The following is a 15,840-nucleotide window of genomic DNA, read 5'->3' as shown; positions in this document are numbered from 1 at the left end:
GACAGTACCTCTTTGAAGAAGAGAGTGTGGGGAGATGGGGAGATGGGGAGATGGGGAGATGGGGAGATGGGAAGATGGGGAGATGGGGAGATGGGGAGATGGGGAGATGGGGAGATGGGGAGAATTTTTATTAAGGGGAATTTCCGGATAATAACCTTAAACCTTGAACATCCCAACCTTAAACCTTCAACCTCCCAACCTTAAACCTTCAACCTCATAACCTTCAACATCCCAACCTTAAACCTCCCAACTTTCAACCCAAAAAAATAGCCGCAGAAATACTATCTACGGCTATAAATTATCTTTATGACTCAACTTTGTAAACCAAACCAGACATCATCCGATTTAATCAGACCGTAAGCTTAAGCGCTACGCGCACACTACGCGAACAGTTATCAGCTATTACATTCAGCTATTAGCTATTACCCAAAGGCCAAAGGCTGACCGCTGACCGCTGACCGCTGACCACTGATATCAGACCTGATTTTTTTGCCAGGGGGGTAAAACCCCCTGTAGATTAGTTTAACCGATAATTAAGTACTTCGTCATCATCGTGATGAATTCCCCTGGGATGCCAGTGGGCTGAAGGGGGCTCCACTCCGAGATTTCCGCGTAACGCAGTGCATAAAGGGTATGCATGGTATTGAGTATTGCCTTACGCGACCCCTTCAAAATGTGCTTAACTGGGTATTTTTTTTGGGAAGGTTCCTGAGGAGTATTACCAGGAGTGGTCTCTTCAGGATTGTTGTTTTCGTTTGGGACAAAGTCTTCATTCATAATCAAACTCGTGTTTGAAATTTATAACTATAATCATAACGATTATAAATTTAGTTGTCAAGGGTTTTTATAATTTTTTTTTTGGAGGGGATATTTAAATAAAATGTACGGAAAGGGAATGTAGAATTAAGAATGTAGAATTAAGAATTAAGAATTAAGAATTAAGAATTGAGAATTGGGAATCGGAAATCGGAAATCGGGAATCGGGAATCGGGAATCGGGAATCGGGAATCGGGAATCGGGAATCGGGAACAGAGGAAAAAAGTTAGCGATCGCCTAGCGTGACCTTCCTTCAATCGCGTAGCATCTCTTTCAGAGAATGGCATTTTTTCTGGGATTAACTTTACTGATATCATCGGCAACAGTAACTAAAAAAACTGAAATATATCAGATAAATTGTGATAGGTATATAAAATGAATTGTTATCACTTTTGTTCCCTGTTCCCTGTTCCCTGTTCCCTAGATTTTCCTGTGTTAGACTAAATCAAAATTGGGTTTCAGCAATATACTAGTCAATGCAATATAGTTAACTTTAAGCTAATCGGTGAGTGATTCAACTAGCTTGATCAAAATGTATGATCACACGGAGGTGATCGTTAGGTGGTTACATCTGACAGACCTTCACTTGGGTATGAAAGGCTCAAAAACTCTCTGGCCAAATGTTGAGGAAATTTTCTTTAAGGATTTAGAGTACCTTTGTGAAAAGGTAGGCCCAATCGATTTGGTAATGTTTACTGGCGATCTCACTCAGCGCGGCAGTGAATCGGAATTCCAACAGCTAGACAAACTCTTAGATAAGTTCTGGAAAAAGTTTGGCGAGATGGAATTTGAGCCAAAGTTTCTGGCTGTACCTGGCAACCACGACCTGGTTCGACCAGATCAGTCTGACTCCGTATTGATTAATCTCCAGGATCGGTGGGACGATCATGAATTCCAACAGGCATTTTGGGATAACAGCAAATGTCCTGAGCGACAACTTGTAGACAAGGCTTTCGATAATTATCTTCAATGGTGGCAAAATACGACCGTACCTAAGCCCGACATCTATTCAAAAGGCATACTGCCAGGAGATTTTTCAGCAACAATTGAGAAGGATGGGTTCAAACTCGGAATTTTAGGACTCAATAGCGCGTTTCTGCAACTGATGGACGGTAGACACGGTAAGCTGGCTCTAGATATGTGCCAGTTCCATGAGGCATGTAATAAAAGTCATGACCATGGGCCGTCTTGGGCACAAGACCACGATGCCTGTTTGCTACTTACCCACCACCCCCAGGATTGGCTAACCGAAGAAGCCCAAGAGCAGCTAAAAGGGGAGATTTATAGCTCGCCGGAACGATTCGCTTTACATCTGTTCGGACACATGCACCAGTCTAACTTGAGCAGCTTGGCAGAAGGTGGTGCTAATCCTCGAAGCACACTGCAAGGCTGCTCCCTGTTCGGCATTGAAGGGTGGGGGAAAGAAAAAAAGGAACGGCTCCATGGTTATTCACTATGTGAATTGAAGATCGAAGGGAACACCGCCTCCCTCCGCATCTACCCCCGTCAAGCATGGAAAAAACAGGACGGTGGACGGGAAATCGGTCGGGATCCTACCTTTAGACTGCCCAAAGGAGAGGACGGCACGAAACTGCTACCAGTGGAGTTATTGCGCGAACGACTAAACGACCCGATGGCAAGGGCAAGAAAAAAAAAAGTTAAATCCCCCCACTAACATTATCAATCGTGGCACTCCCCACTTTGTCGGTAGGGATGCTCAACTTGAGCAGCTCCATCAGGAATTTCAACAGACCGATCAATTAGTGATTTGTGCCATTGCCGGAATGGGCGGTGTTGGCAAAACCGAATTAGCTCTACAATATGCTCTGAAAAATCAGGAAAACTATCCTGGTGGGTTGTGCTGGTTCCAAGTGCGAGGGTTGGATCTCGGGACTCAAGTTGTCAATTTTGCCCGTACTAAATTAAGATTAACCATTCCAGAAGAACTAGAGTTCAAGCAACAAGTAGAATACTGCTGGGGGCATTGGCCAGAAGGAACAGCATTGATCGTACTGGATGATGTCCCTTCTTTCAGCAACGACTACAAACAGAGAATTCAGCCCTACTTACCTCCAGCCCAATCCCGCTTTAAAGTACTGGTCACCAGCCGTCAGCGTCCAGGGGCTTCTTACCGACGAATTGATTTGGATGTGCTATCCCCAGAAGCAGCACCTGGTGCAGCCTTAAAATTATTGGAATCCCTTGTTGGAAAAGAGCGCATTGAGAAGGAACTAACAGAAGCAGAAGCCTTATGTGAATGGTTGGGATATTTGCCTTTGGGTTTAGAGTTAGTCGGACGATATTTAGATATACATCCGAATTTAACTATTGCTAAAGTTCAGAAACGTTTAGAGAAAAAGAAATTAGCGGCTAAGGCATTACTTTATCAAACAGAACAAGGGGAGATGACAGCCCAGTTGGGAGTAGCAGCAGCCTTTGAGTTATCCTGGGAAGATTTGGAAGAGTGTCCAGAAGCCCAAAAGTTGGGATGTCGTCTGAGTCTGTTTGCTCAAGCTCCTTTTCATTGGTTCCTGGTAGAGTTTTGTGTTAGAGAAACGGAAGATGAGGAGGAATGGGAAGAAGAACAGGAAGAATTAGAGGAATTACGCGATCGCTATCTAGTCAATCGTAATCTATTACAACTGACCGAACAGCAAACCTATCGCTTGCATCAATTAATTCGAGAATTTTTCCTGACCAAGCTGGCTCAATTACCACAGGCTGATAGCTACAAGCAAAGCTTTTGTCAGGTAATGGTGGCTGTAGCCAAAAAAATTCCTGATAGACCAACTCTAGAAATCATTGCAGCAGTTACCCCGGCCATCCCTCATTTAGCCGAAACTGCGACAGTCCTAACTGACTGGCTGAGGGATGAAGATTTAATATGGCCTTTTGTTGGCTTAGGAGGATTCTATAAAGGTCAAGGTACCTATGACGAGGCTGAACCCTGGTATCAGAAATGTTTAGAGATAACCAGAAGCCGCCTGGGGGAACAACATCCTGGTGTAGCCGACAGTCTCAACAACCTGGCAGGACTCTACGAGTCTCAGGGACGGTACGATCTCGCAGAACCCCTCTATGTCGAAGCCTTGGAGGTGTATAAGCAGCTGCTGGGTCAGGAACATCCCTATCTGGCTATAAGTCTCAACAACCTGGCATTTCTCTACGAGTCTCAGGGGCGCTATGATCTCGCAGAACCACTCTATCTCCAGGCTTTGGAGCTGTTTAAGCACTGGCCTGGTGAGCAACATCCTTTTGTGGCCACCAGTCTCAACAACCTGGCAGGAATCTACAAAGCTCAGGGGCGCTACCATGAGGCAGAAGCCCTCTATGGCCAGGCATTGGAGATCAGAAAGCAGCTGCTGGGTCAGAACCATCCCGATCTGGCCGACAGTCTCAACAACCTGGCAGGACTCTACTGGTCAATGGGGCGCTACCATGAAGTGGAACCCCTGTATGTCCAGGCATTGGGGATGTATAAGCAGCTGCTGGGTGAGGAGCATCCCTCTGTGGCTCAAAGTCTCAACAACCTGGCTGGACTCTACCATTCTCAGGGACGCTACCATGAGGCAGAAGCCCTCTATGGCCAGGCTTTGGAGATCAGAAAGCAGCTGCTGGGTCAGAACCATCCCGATGTGGCCCAAAGTCTCAACAACCTGGCTGGATTGTACAAAGCTCAGGGGCGGTACGATCTCGCAGAACCGCTCTATTTCCAGGCTTTGGAGATTAGAAACCACCTACTGGGTGAGGAGCATCCCGATGTAGCCAACAGTCTCAACAACCTGGCAGCACTCTACAAAGCTCAGGGGCGGTATGATCTCGCAGAACTCCTCTATTTCCAGGCTTTGGAGATGTATCAGAAGCTGCTGGGTCAGAACCATCCCGATGTGGCCCAAAGTCTCAACAACCTGGCAGAACTTTACAGCTCAATGGGGCGCTATGACCAGGCCGAACCCCTCTTTCAACAGGCTTTGGAACTGTATAAGCAGCGGCTGGGTCACGACCATCCCTCGGTGGCCACCAGTCTCGACAACCTGGCTGGACTCTACGACTCAATGGGGCGCTATGACCAGGCCGAACCCCTCTTTCAACAGGCATTGGAGATGAGAAAGCAGCGGCTGGGTCACGACCATCCCGATGTAGCCCTAAGTCTCAACAACCTGGCTGGACTCTACTATAATCAGGGGCGCTATGACCAGGCCGAACCCCTCTTACAACAGGCATTGGAAATGAGAAAGCAGCGGCTGGGTCACGACCATCCCGATCTGGCCATCAGTCTCAACAACCTGGCATATCTCTACGAGTCAATGGAGCGCTATGACCAGGCTGAACCCCTCTATCAACAGGCTTTGGAGATTGCAGAACAGACGTTAGGGTCAAATCATCCTAACACTGTTACCTACCGTGAGAATCTAGAAAGTTTGCGCGATATAAAAAAGTAACAGAGAACAGAACAAAAGAATTAAGAATTAAGAATTAAGAATGTATAATTAAGAATGTATAATTAAGAATGTAGAGCAGTCGAAGTAAAGCTTAAGACATATTTATGCTCCCTGCTCCCTTTCAAGCAAAATACTCTGTTCTAAACTATACTTCGGTTGCTATATTCCTTAGAGCTTGCACAAGTCCAAAACTACTTAATAATAGGGAACACAGATGAGATATTATGTCCTAAATCATAATTAATTGGCCATACTTTCTCTAAGTAAATGACTTACGATAGTACCCTAAAATATTTGGTTGAACAATATCCCCAAGCCTTTACTCGTTGGTTATTTAACCAAGAACCAGCAGAGGATATCGAAATTCTCAACACCGAATTGAGCACAGAGCCAATTCGGGCAGATGCCTTATTTTTTGTGCGAGTTGCTGATGCTATTTTGCATCTGGAATTTCAAACTTTACCCCAATCTGAACCTCCCTTACCCCTGCGGATGCTGGATTATTGGGTCAGGTTATATCGTCAGTATCGCTGTGATATTGAACAAGTAATAATTTTTCTGAAACCAAGCCGATTAGCGGGAGTATTTGTCAATCAATTTACCGAGAGGAACCTATCCTTCCGGTATCGGGTAATTCGGATTTGGGAATGTGATCCACAACCATTACTTACCACCCCAGGGTTACTACCGTTGGCAGTATTAGCACAAACTGAAGTGCCAGAAACCTTACTATCCCAGGTAGCAGCCAGAATCGATATGATTGAAGATAGACAACAGCAACGTAACTTATCTGCGTGCGTACAACTGTTGGCTGGGGTGAAATTTGATGAGCAGTTAATTCAAGCTTATTTTCGGGAGGATATGATGCAGGAGTCAGTAGTTTATCAACGAATTATTCGCCAAGGATTAGAACAAGGATTAGAACAAGGATTAGAACAGGGATTAAAACAGGGATTAAAACAAGGATTAGAACAAGGATTAGGACAGGGATTAGAACAAGGAAAGCGCAATGAGCTTAATTTAATTATCCGTCAAATTAACCGTCGCCTAGGTGAAATCAATCCCCAATTACAAAATCAAATTGAGCAGTTATCCTTTCAGCAGTTGGAAGATTTAGGAGAAGCGTTATTAGATTTTGAAACCGAAGTGGATTTGACCAATTGGTTGAACCAGTTTAGGGATAAGTAAAATCCCGTTAGGTTTAGCACCTAAAAGCAGTAGCATCGAGAGCTGATAGAGTGGGTAAGGATTTGCCTTACCCACTCTATTATTGCCCAAAAATACCGATAATTCTTGTTCCCCCCTTTTTTAAGGGGGGTTAGGGGGGATCAATAGATTTAACTGAAGTAAGTCACTCCCGATTGTAGCGATAAAACTCTTCAAGTTATTAACTAAATTAACAGTAATATTCTAGCTAATAACTGTGATAAAATAGAATAACATTACCCAACAATAGCCATAATTTAGGCTGGGTTTTATCCACCGATATCCCGTTAATAATTATTGGGATTTACTGGGGTTTAAAGAGTTAGTTAAGTAGCCGATATTTACGACATACCTTGCCCTGGGTTGATTGAAGATGATTTGGGATAGGTTCGAGTCGTCGAATTTGTGGCTCTTAACCCTGTTTTCGATTACTTAACCAGAATTGACTTAGTTAGATCAGATGTGTAATGACTTACGACAGCACCCTAAAATATTTGGTTGAACAATATCCTCAAGCCTTTACCCGTTGGTTATTTAACCAAGAACCAGCAGAGGATATCGAAATTCTCAACACCGAATTGAGCACAGAACCAATTCGGGCAGATGCCTTGTTTTTTGTACGAGTTGCTGATGCTATTTTGCATCTGGAATTTCAAACCCTACCCCAATCTGAACCTCCCTTACCCCTGCGGATGCTCGATTATTGGGTGAGGTTATATCGTCAGTATCGCTGTGATATTGAACAGGTAATAATATTCCTAAAACCCAGCCGATTAGCCGGAGTATTTGTCAATCAATTTACCGAGAGGAACCTATCGTTCCGCTATCGGGTGATTCGGATTTGGGAATGTGATCCACAACCGTTACTAACAACACCGGGGTTACTACCGTTGGCAGTGTTAGCACAAACTGAAGTGCCAGAAACCTTGCTATCCCAGGTAGCAGCCAGAATCGATATGATTGAAGATAGACAACAGCAACGTAACCTATCTGCTTGCGTGCAACTGTTGGCTGGGGTGAAATTTGATGAACAGTTAATTCAAGCTTATTTTCGGGAGGATATGATGCAGGAGTCAGTAGTTTATCAACGAATTATTCGCCAAGGATTAGAACAAGGATTAGAACAAGGATTAGAGCAAGGATTAGAACAGGGATTAAAACAAGGATTAAAACAAGGATTAGAACAAGGATTAGAACAAGGATTAGAACAAGGATTAGGACAGGGATTAGAACAAGGAAAGCGCAATGAGCTTAATTTAATTAAGCGTCTACTTAGCCGTCGCCTCGGTGAAATCAATCCCCAATTACAAAATCAAATTGAGGAATTATCCTTTGACCAGTTGGAGGATTTAGGAGAAGCGTTATTAGATTTTGATACCGAAGTGGATTTGACCAATTGGTTGAACCAGTTTAGGGATAAGTAAAATTCGGTTAGGTGTAGCACCTAAAAGCAGTGCCATCGAGAGCTGATTGAGTGGGTAAGGATTTGCCTTACCCACTCTACTATTACCCAAAATTCCAGACGCCTCGAAGACCGCGAGCAATCGCTCGCGGCTTGGGTTCCACCTGTAGAATGGGCATCTTGCGTAGAACTGGCATCTTGCGTAGAACTGGCATCTTGCCAGTTTCCTCCTTATTTTCGAGCGGGCAGGATGCCCACTCTACTGCTATTCATTACTTGATTGACAGAACGCCCTTGATCCAGCTACTGCATCTTGACTCCCTACTCCCTACTAATTGCCTTAAAAGAGACTAGAGCCGATAGCCCTCTTAACCACTAATCCTAAGCCCAGAAAGCCCAGAGCCAGTAGACCCTGAGATGACATCGGCTCAGGCACTGGGACTGCCAGAGGCAGTGGACCATTACCTGTCCCGGATTGGGTATCGTTCTTAGCGGTGAACGTCCCAAATGGACCAATGGGAGGTTGTGTCGTTTGCCAAAAGAAGGAGATGGTTTCTGGAGTGTCGGAATTAGTACTCCAATCTGATCCACCGACAACGCTCCAGACTAGACTGCCATCTTCATCAAGCTTTATTGAAAACTCCCCACTCGAACCGAGTGCCTGCTTCGCTTCCCCAAAGCTATAGCCCGCAACTCCTGTAAAGCCTTCAGCTTTGAACTCCAACCCGAACTGATTGACATCATCAAAGCTAAGTAAACCATCCGGTTGAGGGAAAGGGGGATCGTTAGGAAAGTCCACACCAGGAGTAACTTTGTGTATATAAGTGTAGATTGTTCCCGATGGATTTTGGGGCGGCACACAAGTCAGAAAACCAACAGGACAAGAAACGCTACTGGTCAAGTCCCCGAGGCTGTTTCCGTCACCATTGATTAGGGATGCATCTACTGTCGGACCGACTGGTCCTGTGATGGTTGCTCCCAGAGTCAGGTCGTCAAGGTTGATTGGGGTAATCGACGCAGCACTAACCTCTTGTGCCGAAAGCTCAAAAACGCTAATTGCGATCAATGCGATCGCTAATTTACTAGTCATGACTATTTTTCCTCAGTAAAATTTTCAAGTAAGCATTAGCTGATAGCTTAAAAATGTACTTATCTATTTCAACGTGATGGCTGATTTTTATTGCCAAGGGTATTTTATATATAAATCCAGCAAGCTTTATAACATTTAAGAAAAATTCATTAAACTCTGAATTATGTAAATGTTTAGCAAAGGGAGCAGGGAGTAGGGAGTAGGGAGTAGGGAGTAGGGAGTAGGGAGTAGGGAGCAGGGAGCAGGGAGTAGAAATTATAAAAAATATTGGTAATTAATGAGTATTATATTTTTAATTATTAAGAGATAAATAAAGTTAGGCGCTGCTATTTGATTGCTTCGCTAATTTTTAATCAAAAATTCAATTAAATTTAAAAAATAATCAAAAACTTGAAAATTAAAATTGTAATAATTACAATTATTACAGCATTTTTCATAACTATAAAGTACAGAGTATTTTTTTCCTATTCCCTGTTCCCTGTTCCCTGTTCCCTGTTCTCTGTTCCCTACTCCCTACTCCCTACTCCCTACTCCCTACTCCCTATTCCCTACTCCCTAAACTTATGACTAATCTAAAAATAGACTACACTCACCTTAAGACTTTATTGATGAAAGTGCAGTGGAAAGCTGCTGATGTGGAAACCAATAAAATTGTATTATCCATAGCTAAAACCCTTAGACAACAGCAGAAGGTTAGTAAAAAAGACCAAGAATGGCTTCAAGGGTTGAATTATCTCAGAGAATCAGACTTACTAGAGTTTCCCTGTGAGGATTTGCTAACACTAAATCAGCTTTGGGAGCAGTATAGTCAAGGTCATTTTGGATTTAGAATACAATCTCAACTGTGGCAGCAAGTTAGCCAAGATTATAATCAATTCGCCGATCTAGTAGGATGGCGCAAGGGTGATGCCGATTCTTGGCATTCTTATTCTCAGTTAACCTTTAGTTTAGACGCTCCTAAAGGTCATTTGCCCGCTGGGATATTTTATACCGAAGAATCCCCTATTGGTTGGGCGGCAACTATTAAAAATAGATTGGATGAATGTTTTTTATAGAACTAGGGAATCGGGAATCGGGAATCGGGAATCGGGAATCGGGAGTAGAAAACTATGAAATCGACGATCGCGTTTCTCATAGTAAACAGAATTTTTCCCATGTCCGACTTCCCTGTGCTTTCTTGCCTCTTGCCTCTTGCCTCTTGCCTCTTGCCTATTCACTACTCCCTATTCCCTATTCCCTATTCCCTATTCCCTTTGCTATAAACTATACTAAACTCACCCTTTGCTCATTCTTCCCTTGTCACCAATCCTAGACCTTCGTAATCTAGAAACACGCTTTTTCACCCCAGCTGGTACTGTCCATGCTGTCAATGGTATTTCCTTCCAGGTCAATCAAGGGGAAACCCTAGGGATTGTTGGTGAATCCGGTTCTGGTAAAAGCATCACCGCCCTGTCGATTATGGGACTAATCCCCTCTCCTCCTGGAAAGATTACCAATGGTGAGGTCATTTTTGAAGGGCGTGACCTCCAAAAGCTTAGTGAGAGGGAAATGCGGAAAATCCGGGGTAACCGTATCGCTATGATTTTTCAAGACCCCATGACTTCCCTTAATCCAGTACTAAAGGTAGAAAGGCAAATTACTGAAGCCCTACGGTTACACCAAGGGATGAGCCGAGAGCAAGGACGGTCTAGGGCGATTGAACTCTTAGAATTAGTGGGAATTCCTGGTGCAGGGGAACGGATTAGTAACTATCCCCACCAATTTTCTGGAGGGATGCGCCAGCGAGTCATGATTGCCATGGGATTAGCCTGTAATCCCCAGTTGCTGATTGCGGATGAACCTACCACTGCTTTGGATGTGACCATCCAAGCCCAAATTGTAGAATTAGTCAAGAAACTGCGCCAGGAAATTGGGATGGCCGTGATTTGGATTACCCATGATTTGGCGCTATTGGCGGGATTAGCGGATCGGATTTTAGTGATGTATGCCGGTCAAGTCGTAGAACAAGCATCGGTGATGGAAATCTATAAAAATCCTCGCCATCCCTATACTATTGGTTTACTCAACAGTATTCCCCGTCTGGATGAACAGCGCCAAGAGCGTTTGCAGACCATTGAAGGGTTACCACCAGATTTAACAAATTATCCCCAAGGTTGTCCCTTTGCTGCTCGTTGTCCTTTCGTGATTGATAAATGTTGGCAGAACGATCCCACCTTGGAATTAGTAAGTGTTGACCATAAAGTGGCTTGTTGGGTGAAGCCAGAGCTGAATAGGGGCGTTGTTAATTGAGAATTAACAAACAACAAGAATTATTCTACCCAAAGCCAGTCTAGGATTCCTCTTCGTCTTGGTTTTCGATTTGGTCTTCTATGAATTCCCCCAGGTAAAGCTTGACGAATTCAGCAGCAGCGGAGGGATTGATACTCTGGAGTGCTTTAGCAATATCCGCAATGGTTTCCCCGCTAGGATCAGTTTGCTCATGAAACCAGCGAAATACCACCGATGGTCTAACTCCCAGTGTTACGGCCAATTTGTTTTGGCTGATGCCGTGGGTTGCTAAGGTTTGTTTGAGCGCTTTTCCTACTTTTCCCATGACCTCGATCGTGTCAAAAGATCATGAGCTAGTAAATCTTTACAGATCTGCGAATATCCGATAGCCTTTTAATATTCGCAGATCTGCGAATATATTTGTTAACTAAAATTTGGGACAAGCCAAATGCTCAAGAGTTTTCTAGGTGATTCTAGCCAAGACACCTCAGCATCGATTAAGCTTCAAGCCTCTAGGGAGCCAGTTTCTGGCAGAGAATATGTCAAAGTTATAGTGATTGGTTCACTCAAAGGGGTAAAAAAAATAATTCACGCCCTATATATCAGAGGATTTGCTGAGGTAACGGAGTGGACTCAGCCGGTGCCAACTGGTAATCCTGGTGAGGTGATGAGAGTTTTGAGGCGATTGGTTTTTGTTGATTGAGGGTTTGCTTTGCGATCGCTTTTCCCTTTCCCTCCCCCCATACCCCCCAAAACAGCGGGGGGCTTATACCATTTATTTAGCGATGCAGTGCGATCGCAATCTTGTAGGGTGCGTGAACCAGGCTTTTGAGATCACTAATCCATGTCAGCCATGCAAAGCGCGAGTGGGGGGAACCCCCGTGAGGCCACTGCATCGCTTATAAAAACTCCACCTTTCCTGCGATTTCTTCAGCCTCAAGCACCTCCCAAATCAAAATTAATCCCTGCAAAATTTCACCGATGGAGCGACGTCCCTTCACACAATAAACAACTCCGCAATGTTCAAAGCCAGAATTGTGTAATTTCAAAAAATCACTATCCTGAGTAAACATCACTCGCCCCTGGCTGTAAGCAAATCTTAATTGCTCCTCATCCGAAGAGGAAATTAATCCTGCATCGCTAGTGGTCGTAACGTCAATCTTTCTCCGGCTTAACCCGTCAGCGATGGCCTTGTTGACATTCTCATCTAAGTGAAACCGAATTGTCTGAGGCATCTTACTGCTTTAACTTTTGCTGAACCAAGGATGGTGTTTTTTCTTGCATATCACGGGCAAATTCTTCATCCTCACGAATCTGTTGCCTGATTTCCTCAAAATGGTCATGATAATAGGCTAAAGCAGCATAGACATCTGCTAAGGTAATGGTAGGGTATTGTGAAACAATTTCATCCGGCGACAATCCTATTCTTTCGTGCCAAATGACAATATCCTCAACCCGAATGCGATGACCGGCAATGCGAGGCTTGCCACCACAAACCCCCGGTGTAATTTCAATATGCTTTGATATGACACTACTCATGTTGTCTCCTATTTATACAATGGTTTTACAATTATATAGCTTTTATCGCAGTTATGAGGTACACTTTTAAACATCAAAGTCCCCCTTTTTAAGGGGGATTTAGGGGGATCCATTTCTCCATCATGACTAGGATAATTTGTATATATCTAACAATAATATCTAAATTAGACTAGAGCCAAAAATATGGTTAGCAGTTAAACTAAGATCCGGAAAGACTTTGGAAACAAGACCATCATTATTTCGGAACAATTGTTTTTGATACTCATCATCTAGTAAAGTTAAAATTGTAATGGTTGGTTGTTTAGGTTTACCAATATAATCTCTACCACCAATGCCTAGATAATCGACAATCCAGTATTCAGGAACACCTAGTATCTGGAGTTTAGACTAACTGGGATTTCCCAAGACTGCAATCGCTAATCCAGAAATGCGTTCGCGTAGCGTGGCCTTTGGCCTCCGCTACGCGAACGGCTGTGGCCGTAGGTCACGCTGTGGGAACGCCGAATCGCAAACTCAGAAGTGCGACCACAAACCAAGAACTGCAATTGCTTCCAGCACCGCCTTTGGCTCAACGTAGGGTCGCCTACAGCTGAGCTAACTCACGAGTGTCGGGATTTACAAATATTCATACAAATCGAAGAGTAAAAAGGGAGAAAATTTTAAAAATCGCAAAATTTAAGTCACTCCCTCAGATGAATACTAGCATAAGTCAACTCCAAAAATTTAGAATTAATGCTTACAATTGTCTAGGGTTTGCCAAGGATGCTACTTTTGACTTGTTGGATGCAATTTTAACAACAAGAAATGCCCATTCTTTGGCAGATTTATCTCTTTCTCCTTTGTTTAGACGCCAATGGTCTTCAGTTTATGAATGTCTCCAGGATTGTCGCCCAAATTCCAACAAGTTAATGGAGTTATATCTTGAACAAATACCTGGCGATGAATCTGAATATATTACAGTAGGAATAGATCATACTTATAGTGCAAGACCGGATTCTCCGACTCTCAAAGATCGTGGCTATCATCATCAACCATCAGCTTCCGGAAAAGTGACTATAGGACAAGGTTATAGTACTATAGCTTGGATACCAGAAGAAAAAGGGAGTTGGGCACTGCCGTTAAGACATGAAAGAATTACCAGTTTTGAAGCACCTATTGGTAAGGCAGCTTGGCAATTAAGGAAAGTAACAAAAAGTTTAAATAAACCAGTTCTCGCTTTATTAGATAGCGAATATGGTAATGCTTCTTGGGTGAATCAAACAGTGGATATTGAAGCAGATTGCCTCATAAGAATCCGCTCCAATTGCTGCTTATGGGCAGAGCCTGGAAAATATAGTGGTCGAGGGAGACCAAGAAAACATGGAGCTAAATTTAAGCTTAACGACCAATCAACTTGGTGGGAAGCTTGTGAGACAGTTAAAGTACAAGACCCAAAATTAGGAGAAATAAAACTGCAACAATGGTCACAACTACACTTTCGTAACTCTCCATCGGTATGTATGAACCTGATTTTAGTTGAGCGCATTGACTCAACTAAAAAAGGTTCATTACAAAAACCTTTGTGGTTAGTCTTTATTGGCCAGAAAATGCCATCAATAGAAAAAATATGGTCAAAATATTTAAGGCGCTTTGCCGTTGACCATTGGTATCGATTCATTAAACAAAGATTACATTGGACATTACCAGCTTTAAGTACGCCACATCAGTGTGAAAGATGGAGCGATTTGATGCCATTGATGACTTGGCAACTGTGGTTAGCCAAAGATATAGTACAAGAACACCATCTTCCCTGGCAAAAATCCCAGTCGAACCTAACGCCTGGACGAGTTGCCCAGTCGATGTTAGGACTTTTGATGGAGATTGGAACTCCAGCACAATCTCCCAAACCCCGTGGAAAATCGACCGGATGGAAAACTGGGCAAAAAAGAAACAAACGAATTCGCTATCCTGTGGTCAAAAAAAGAAAAACGGTTGCTAAAAAAGGTAAAAATAAGAAAAGGTAACTCAAATTTTGAATAAATTTACTAAGATCTCAGCCTCAAAAGAAGACTGGGTTATTTGATAATAGTCTAAACTCCAGTAGTATGGCATAATCTTCAACCTTACGAGCATAATCGTTCTGCCAATTGGTGCTAACAACTTCAACAACAAGCTTGATTGAGGTTCCCAACGTAATCACAGGCTCTTTGTGCCATAAGGATTCATTTACGAGCCGAGTTATATCTAATACAATCACATCAGGACGAAACGCTGTTTGGGTTCCTAAAATTTTGATCAGACATCGGTAGGGAATAACATAATCTGGGTATCCTCGGTCAATCTCCACATTTAACTTCCGTCCCACAAACCCTGCTACTTCCTCATGTGGTCCCGTAGGTTCGTTGTCAATTAATTCCCCATCGATTAATTCATAGCCTTCGTTGTCACCATACTGGATTATAAACTGATCAACAGTTATAAATGTTGGTAAAGCTTGAAGCATTACAATCGCACTCCTTATCTGTGTCAGATAATGCTGGCAGTGGTAAGCCGGTATTATCAATTTGTGTAAGCTATCAGCTATCAACTATGGGCATAAAGCGTTTTTCACAAGTATGAGGTAGACAGGATTTTTTCCCTGTTCCCTGTTCCCTGTTCCCTGTTCCCTAAAACCCAATAATGTGTACCTAACCCAATTGAAAACTGCTGATAGCTGATAGCTGATAGCTGACGGCTGAATGCTTATCCCTCAACTCATCTTGGCCAAAGATGCCCCTAACCACCCAGAAAAATTCTGCTGCTGCCCATTGGTAGGATTCTTCACTGGCATAACTTGGTAACGACTGGGTTGAGATTTGCCTAATGTAATCGGTAGAGTGACCAATTGATCCTGATGGAATACACTAAGCTCGATCACATCACCAGCTTGGTAATCTTTTAAGCGATCGCATAATTGATCCCCCTTGACTCGCAACCCATCAATAGCCAGTAACTGATCACCAGCATCCACTCCTGCCACTGCCGCAGGAGAATCCATCTCCACAAACTGGATCCAGTCGTGACTATTCTCGGTCATCACCTTCACCCTCAAGTAAGGA

Annotated in this window: 20 protein-coding genes and 1 pseudogene; 11 read left to right on the top strand and 10 right to left on the bottom strand. The window is 43.4% G+C overall.

Going from position 1 to position 15,840, the window contains the following annotated elements; translation table 11 throughout:
• The first annotated feature begins 42 nt into the window (after positions 1-42).
• The gene (locus tag F6J99_RS28530; RefSeq protein ID WP_293117736.1) at positions 43-204 is read left to right on the top strand and encodes a hypothetical protein; all 162 of its coding nucleotides are present in this window, start codon (positions 43-45) and stop codon (positions 202-204) included.
• A gap of 318 nt (positions 205-522) precedes the next feature.
• Here the strand turns inward: F6J99_RS28530 and F6J99_RS28525 are convergent, their stop codons facing one another.
• Entirely contained in the window at positions 523-777 is a 255-nt protein-coding gene (locus F6J99_RS28525) for a hypothetical protein (protein ID WP_293117734.1), read from the bottom strand.
• Between the two features lie 161 nt (positions 778-938).
• Positions 939-1,133 carry a hypothetical protein gene (locus F6J99_RS28520; protein WP_293117731.1) on the bottom strand — a complete coding sequence of 65 codons (195 nt, stop codon included), beginning with the start codon at positions 1,131-1,133 and terminating at the stop codon, positions 939-941.
• A gap of 215 nt (positions 1,134-1,348) precedes the next feature.
• On the opposite strand from F6J99_RS28520, the gene F6J99_RS28515 reads away from it, so the two are divergent.
• From F6J99_RS28515 to F6J99_RS28495, 5 genes are all read left to right on the top strand, one after another.
• Positions 1,349-2,491: a metallophosphoesterase gene (locus tag F6J99_RS28515; RefSeq protein ID WP_293117729.1), complete on the top strand. Its 1,143-nt coding sequence runs from the start codon at positions 1,349-1,351 to the stop codon at positions 2,489-2,491.
• A gap of 1 nt (position 2,492) precedes the next feature.
• Positions 2,493-5,258 (top strand): tetratricopeptide repeat protein, encoded by a 2,766-nt coding sequence (locus F6J99_RS28510; protein ID WP_365974372.1) that lies wholly within the window; start codon positions 2,493-2,495, stop codon positions 5,256-5,258.
• 267 nt (positions 5,259-5,525) lie between these two features.
• Positions 5,526-6,446, top strand: a complete 921-nt coding sequence (locus tag F6J99_RS28505; protein WP_293117726.1) for an Rpn family recombination-promoting nuclease/putative transposase — start codon at positions 5,526-5,528, stop codon at positions 6,444-6,446.
• Between the two features lie 485 nt (positions 6,447-6,931).
• Positions 6,932-7,888 carry a DUF4351 domain-containing protein gene (locus F6J99_RS28500; RefSeq protein ID WP_293117724.1) on the top strand — a complete coding sequence of 319 codons (957 nt, stop codon included), beginning with the start codon at positions 6,932-6,934 and terminating at the stop codon, positions 7,886-7,888.
• A 62-nt stretch (positions 7,889-7,950) separates the two neighbouring features.
• The gene (locus tag F6J99_RS28495) at positions 7,951-8,220 is read left to right on the top strand and encodes a hypothetical protein (protein ID WP_293117721.1); all 270 of its coding nucleotides are present in this window, start codon (positions 7,951-7,953) and stop codon (positions 8,218-8,220) included.
• Here F6J99_RS28495 and F6J99_RS28490 read toward each other — a convergent pair.
• Positions 8,207-8,956 (bottom strand): exosortase, PEP-CTERM interaction domain protein, encoded by a 750-nt coding sequence (locus F6J99_RS28490; RefSeq protein ID WP_293117718.1) that lies wholly within the window; start codon positions 8,954-8,956, stop codon positions 8,207-8,209. The two genes, F6J99_RS28495 and F6J99_RS28490, sit on opposite strands and share 14 nt — an antisense overlap.
• A gap of 390 nt (positions 8,957-9,346) precedes the next feature.
• Between F6J99_RS28490 and F6J99_RS28485 the strand changes: the two genes are divergently transcribed.
• The 3 genes from F6J99_RS28485 to F6J99_RS28475 all read left to right on the top strand — a co-directional run bounded on the left by F6J99_RS28485 (position 9,347) and on the right by F6J99_RS28475 (position 11,245).
• On the top strand, positions 9,347-9,523 hold the full coding sequence (locus F6J99_RS28485; protein WP_293117716.1) for a hypothetical protein: 177 nt from the start codon (positions 9,347-9,349) through the stop codon (positions 9,521-9,523).
• Positions 9,520-10,011 (top strand): GUN4 domain-containing protein, encoded by a 492-nt coding sequence (locus F6J99_RS28480; RefSeq protein ID WP_293117713.1) that lies wholly within the window; start codon positions 9,520-9,522, stop codon positions 10,009-10,011. The genes F6J99_RS28485 and F6J99_RS28480 overlap by 4 nt, the downstream gene beginning before the upstream one ends.
• Positions 10,012-10,252: 241 nt before the next feature.
• Positions 10,253-11,245: an ABC transporter ATP-binding protein gene (locus F6J99_RS28475; protein WP_293117738.1), complete on the top strand. Its 993-nt coding sequence runs from the start codon at positions 10,253-10,255 to the stop codon at positions 11,243-11,245.
• A 40-nt stretch (positions 11,246-11,285) separates the two neighbouring features.
• Here the strand turns inward: F6J99_RS28475 and F6J99_RS28470 are convergent, their stop codons facing one another.
• Positions 11,286-11,549 (bottom strand): helix-turn-helix transcriptional regulator, encoded by a 264-nt coding sequence (locus F6J99_RS28470; protein WP_075902219.1) that lies wholly within the window; start codon positions 11,547-11,549, stop codon positions 11,286-11,288.
• A gap of 123 nt (positions 11,550-11,672) precedes the next feature.
• Here F6J99_RS28470 and F6J99_RS28465 point away from each other — a divergent pair, with 123 nt between their 5' ends.
• Positions 11,673-11,927 carry a hypothetical protein gene (locus tag F6J99_RS28465; RefSeq protein WP_293067811.1) on the top strand — a complete coding sequence of 85 codons (255 nt, stop codon included), beginning with the start codon at positions 11,673-11,675 and terminating at the stop codon, positions 11,925-11,927.
• A 196-nt stretch (positions 11,928-12,123) separates the two neighbouring features.
• On the opposite strand, the gene F6J99_RS28460 is transcribed toward F6J99_RS28465, so the two are convergent.
• From F6J99_RS28460 to F6J99_RS28445, 4 genes are all read right to left on the bottom strand, one after another.
• The gene (locus F6J99_RS28460) at positions 12,124-12,459 is read right to left on the bottom strand and encodes a DUF5615 family PIN-like protein (RefSeq protein ID WP_293117711.1); all 336 of its coding nucleotides are present in this window, start codon (positions 12,457-12,459) and stop codon (positions 12,124-12,126) included.
• A gap of 1 nt (position 12,460) precedes the next feature.
• Positions 12,461-12,763 carry a DUF433 domain-containing protein gene (locus tag F6J99_RS28455; protein WP_008185608.1) on the bottom strand — a complete coding sequence of 101 codons (303 nt, stop codon included), beginning with the start codon at positions 12,761-12,763 and terminating at the stop codon, positions 12,461-12,463.
• A 159-nt stretch (positions 12,764-12,922) separates the two neighbouring features.
• On the bottom strand, positions 12,923-13,138 hold the full coding sequence (locus tag F6J99_RS28450) for a Uma2 family endonuclease (protein WP_365974370.1): 216 nt from the start codon (positions 13,136-13,138) through the stop codon (positions 12,923-12,925).
• Between the two features lie 41 nt (positions 13,139-13,179).
• Positions 13,180-13,335: a hypothetical protein gene (locus tag F6J99_RS28445; RefSeq protein WP_293117708.1), complete on the bottom strand. Its 156-nt coding sequence runs from the start codon at positions 13,333-13,335 to the stop codon at positions 13,180-13,182.
• A 33-nt stretch (positions 13,336-13,368) separates the two neighbouring features.
• Here F6J99_RS28445 and F6J99_RS28440 point away from each other — a divergent pair, with 33 nt between their 5' ends.
• Entirely contained in the window at positions 13,369-14,766 is a 1,398-nt protein-coding gene (locus tag F6J99_RS28440; protein ID WP_293117706.1) for an NF041680 family putative transposase, read from the top strand.
• A gap of 80 nt (positions 14,767-14,846) precedes the next feature.
• Here the strand turns inward: F6J99_RS28440 and F6J99_RS28435 are convergent.
• Both F6J99_RS28435 and F6J99_RS28430 read right to left on the bottom strand, forming a co-directional pair.
• Positions 14,847-15,245 (bottom strand): annotated as a pseudogene (locus F6J99_RS28435) (Uma2 family endonuclease); the annotation flags it as partial.
• A 246-nt stretch (positions 15,246-15,491) separates the two neighbouring features.
• Positions 15,492-15,840: PDZ domain-containing protein (locus tag F6J99_RS28430; protein WP_293117704.1), on the bottom strand; the 349-nt coding region annotated here is incomplete at its 5' end.

Origin of the sequence: Moorena sp. SIO4G3 (assembly GCF_010692305.1) — a bacterium.
GTDB lineage: Bacteria > Cyanobacteriota > Cyanobacteriia > Cyanobacteriales > Coleofasciculaceae > Moorena > Moorena producens_A.
The sequence above is the reverse complement of the archived record's forward strand: the minus strand, read 5'-3'. Positions and strand labels throughout refer to the sequence as shown.

Coding starts and splice junctions, on each gene's coding strand:
- F6J99_RS28480 (WP_293117713.1), top strand. CDS start 9,520: ATGACTAATCTAAAAATAGACTACACTCACCTTAAGACTTTATTGATG.
- F6J99_RS28455 (WP_008185608.1), bottom strand. CDS start 12,763: ATGAGTAGTGTCATATCAAAGCATATTGAAATTACACCGGGGGTTTGT.
- F6J99_RS28520 (WP_293117731.1), bottom strand. CDS start 1,133: ATGATATCAGTAAAGTTAATCCCAGAAAAAATGCCATTCTCTGAAAGA.
- F6J99_RS28470 (WP_075902219.1), bottom strand. CDS start 11,549: ATGGGAAAAGTAGGAAAAGCGCTCAAACAAACCTTAGCAACCCACGGC.
- F6J99_RS28500 (WP_293117724.1), top strand. CDS start 6,932: ATGACTTACGACAGCACCCTAAAATATTTGGTTGAACAATATCCTCAA.
- F6J99_RS28460 (WP_293117711.1), bottom strand. CDS start 12,459: ATGCCTCAGACAATTCGGTTTCACTTAGATGAGAATGTCAACAAGGCC.
- F6J99_RS28505 (WP_293117726.1), top strand. CDS start 5,526: ATGACTTACGATAGTACCCTAAAATATTTGGTTGAACAATATCCCCAA.
- F6J99_RS28490 (WP_293117718.1), bottom strand. CDS start 8,956: ATGACTAGTAAATTAGCGATCGCATTGATCGCAATTAGCGTTTTTGAG.
- F6J99_RS28525 (WP_293117734.1), bottom strand. CDS start 777: ATGAATGAAGACTTTGTCCCAAACGAAAACAACAATCCTGAAGAGACC.
- F6J99_RS28530 (WP_293117736.1), top strand. CDS start 43: ATGGGGAGATGGGGAGATGGGGAGATGGGAAGATGGGGAGATGGGGAG.
- F6J99_RS28465 (WP_293067811.1), top strand. CDS start 11,673: ATGCTCAAGAGTTTTCTAGGTGATTCTAGCCAAGACACCTCAGCATCG.
- F6J99_RS28515 (WP_293117729.1), top strand. CDS start 1,349: ATGTATGATCACACGGAGGTGATCGTTAGGTGGTTACATCTGACAGAC.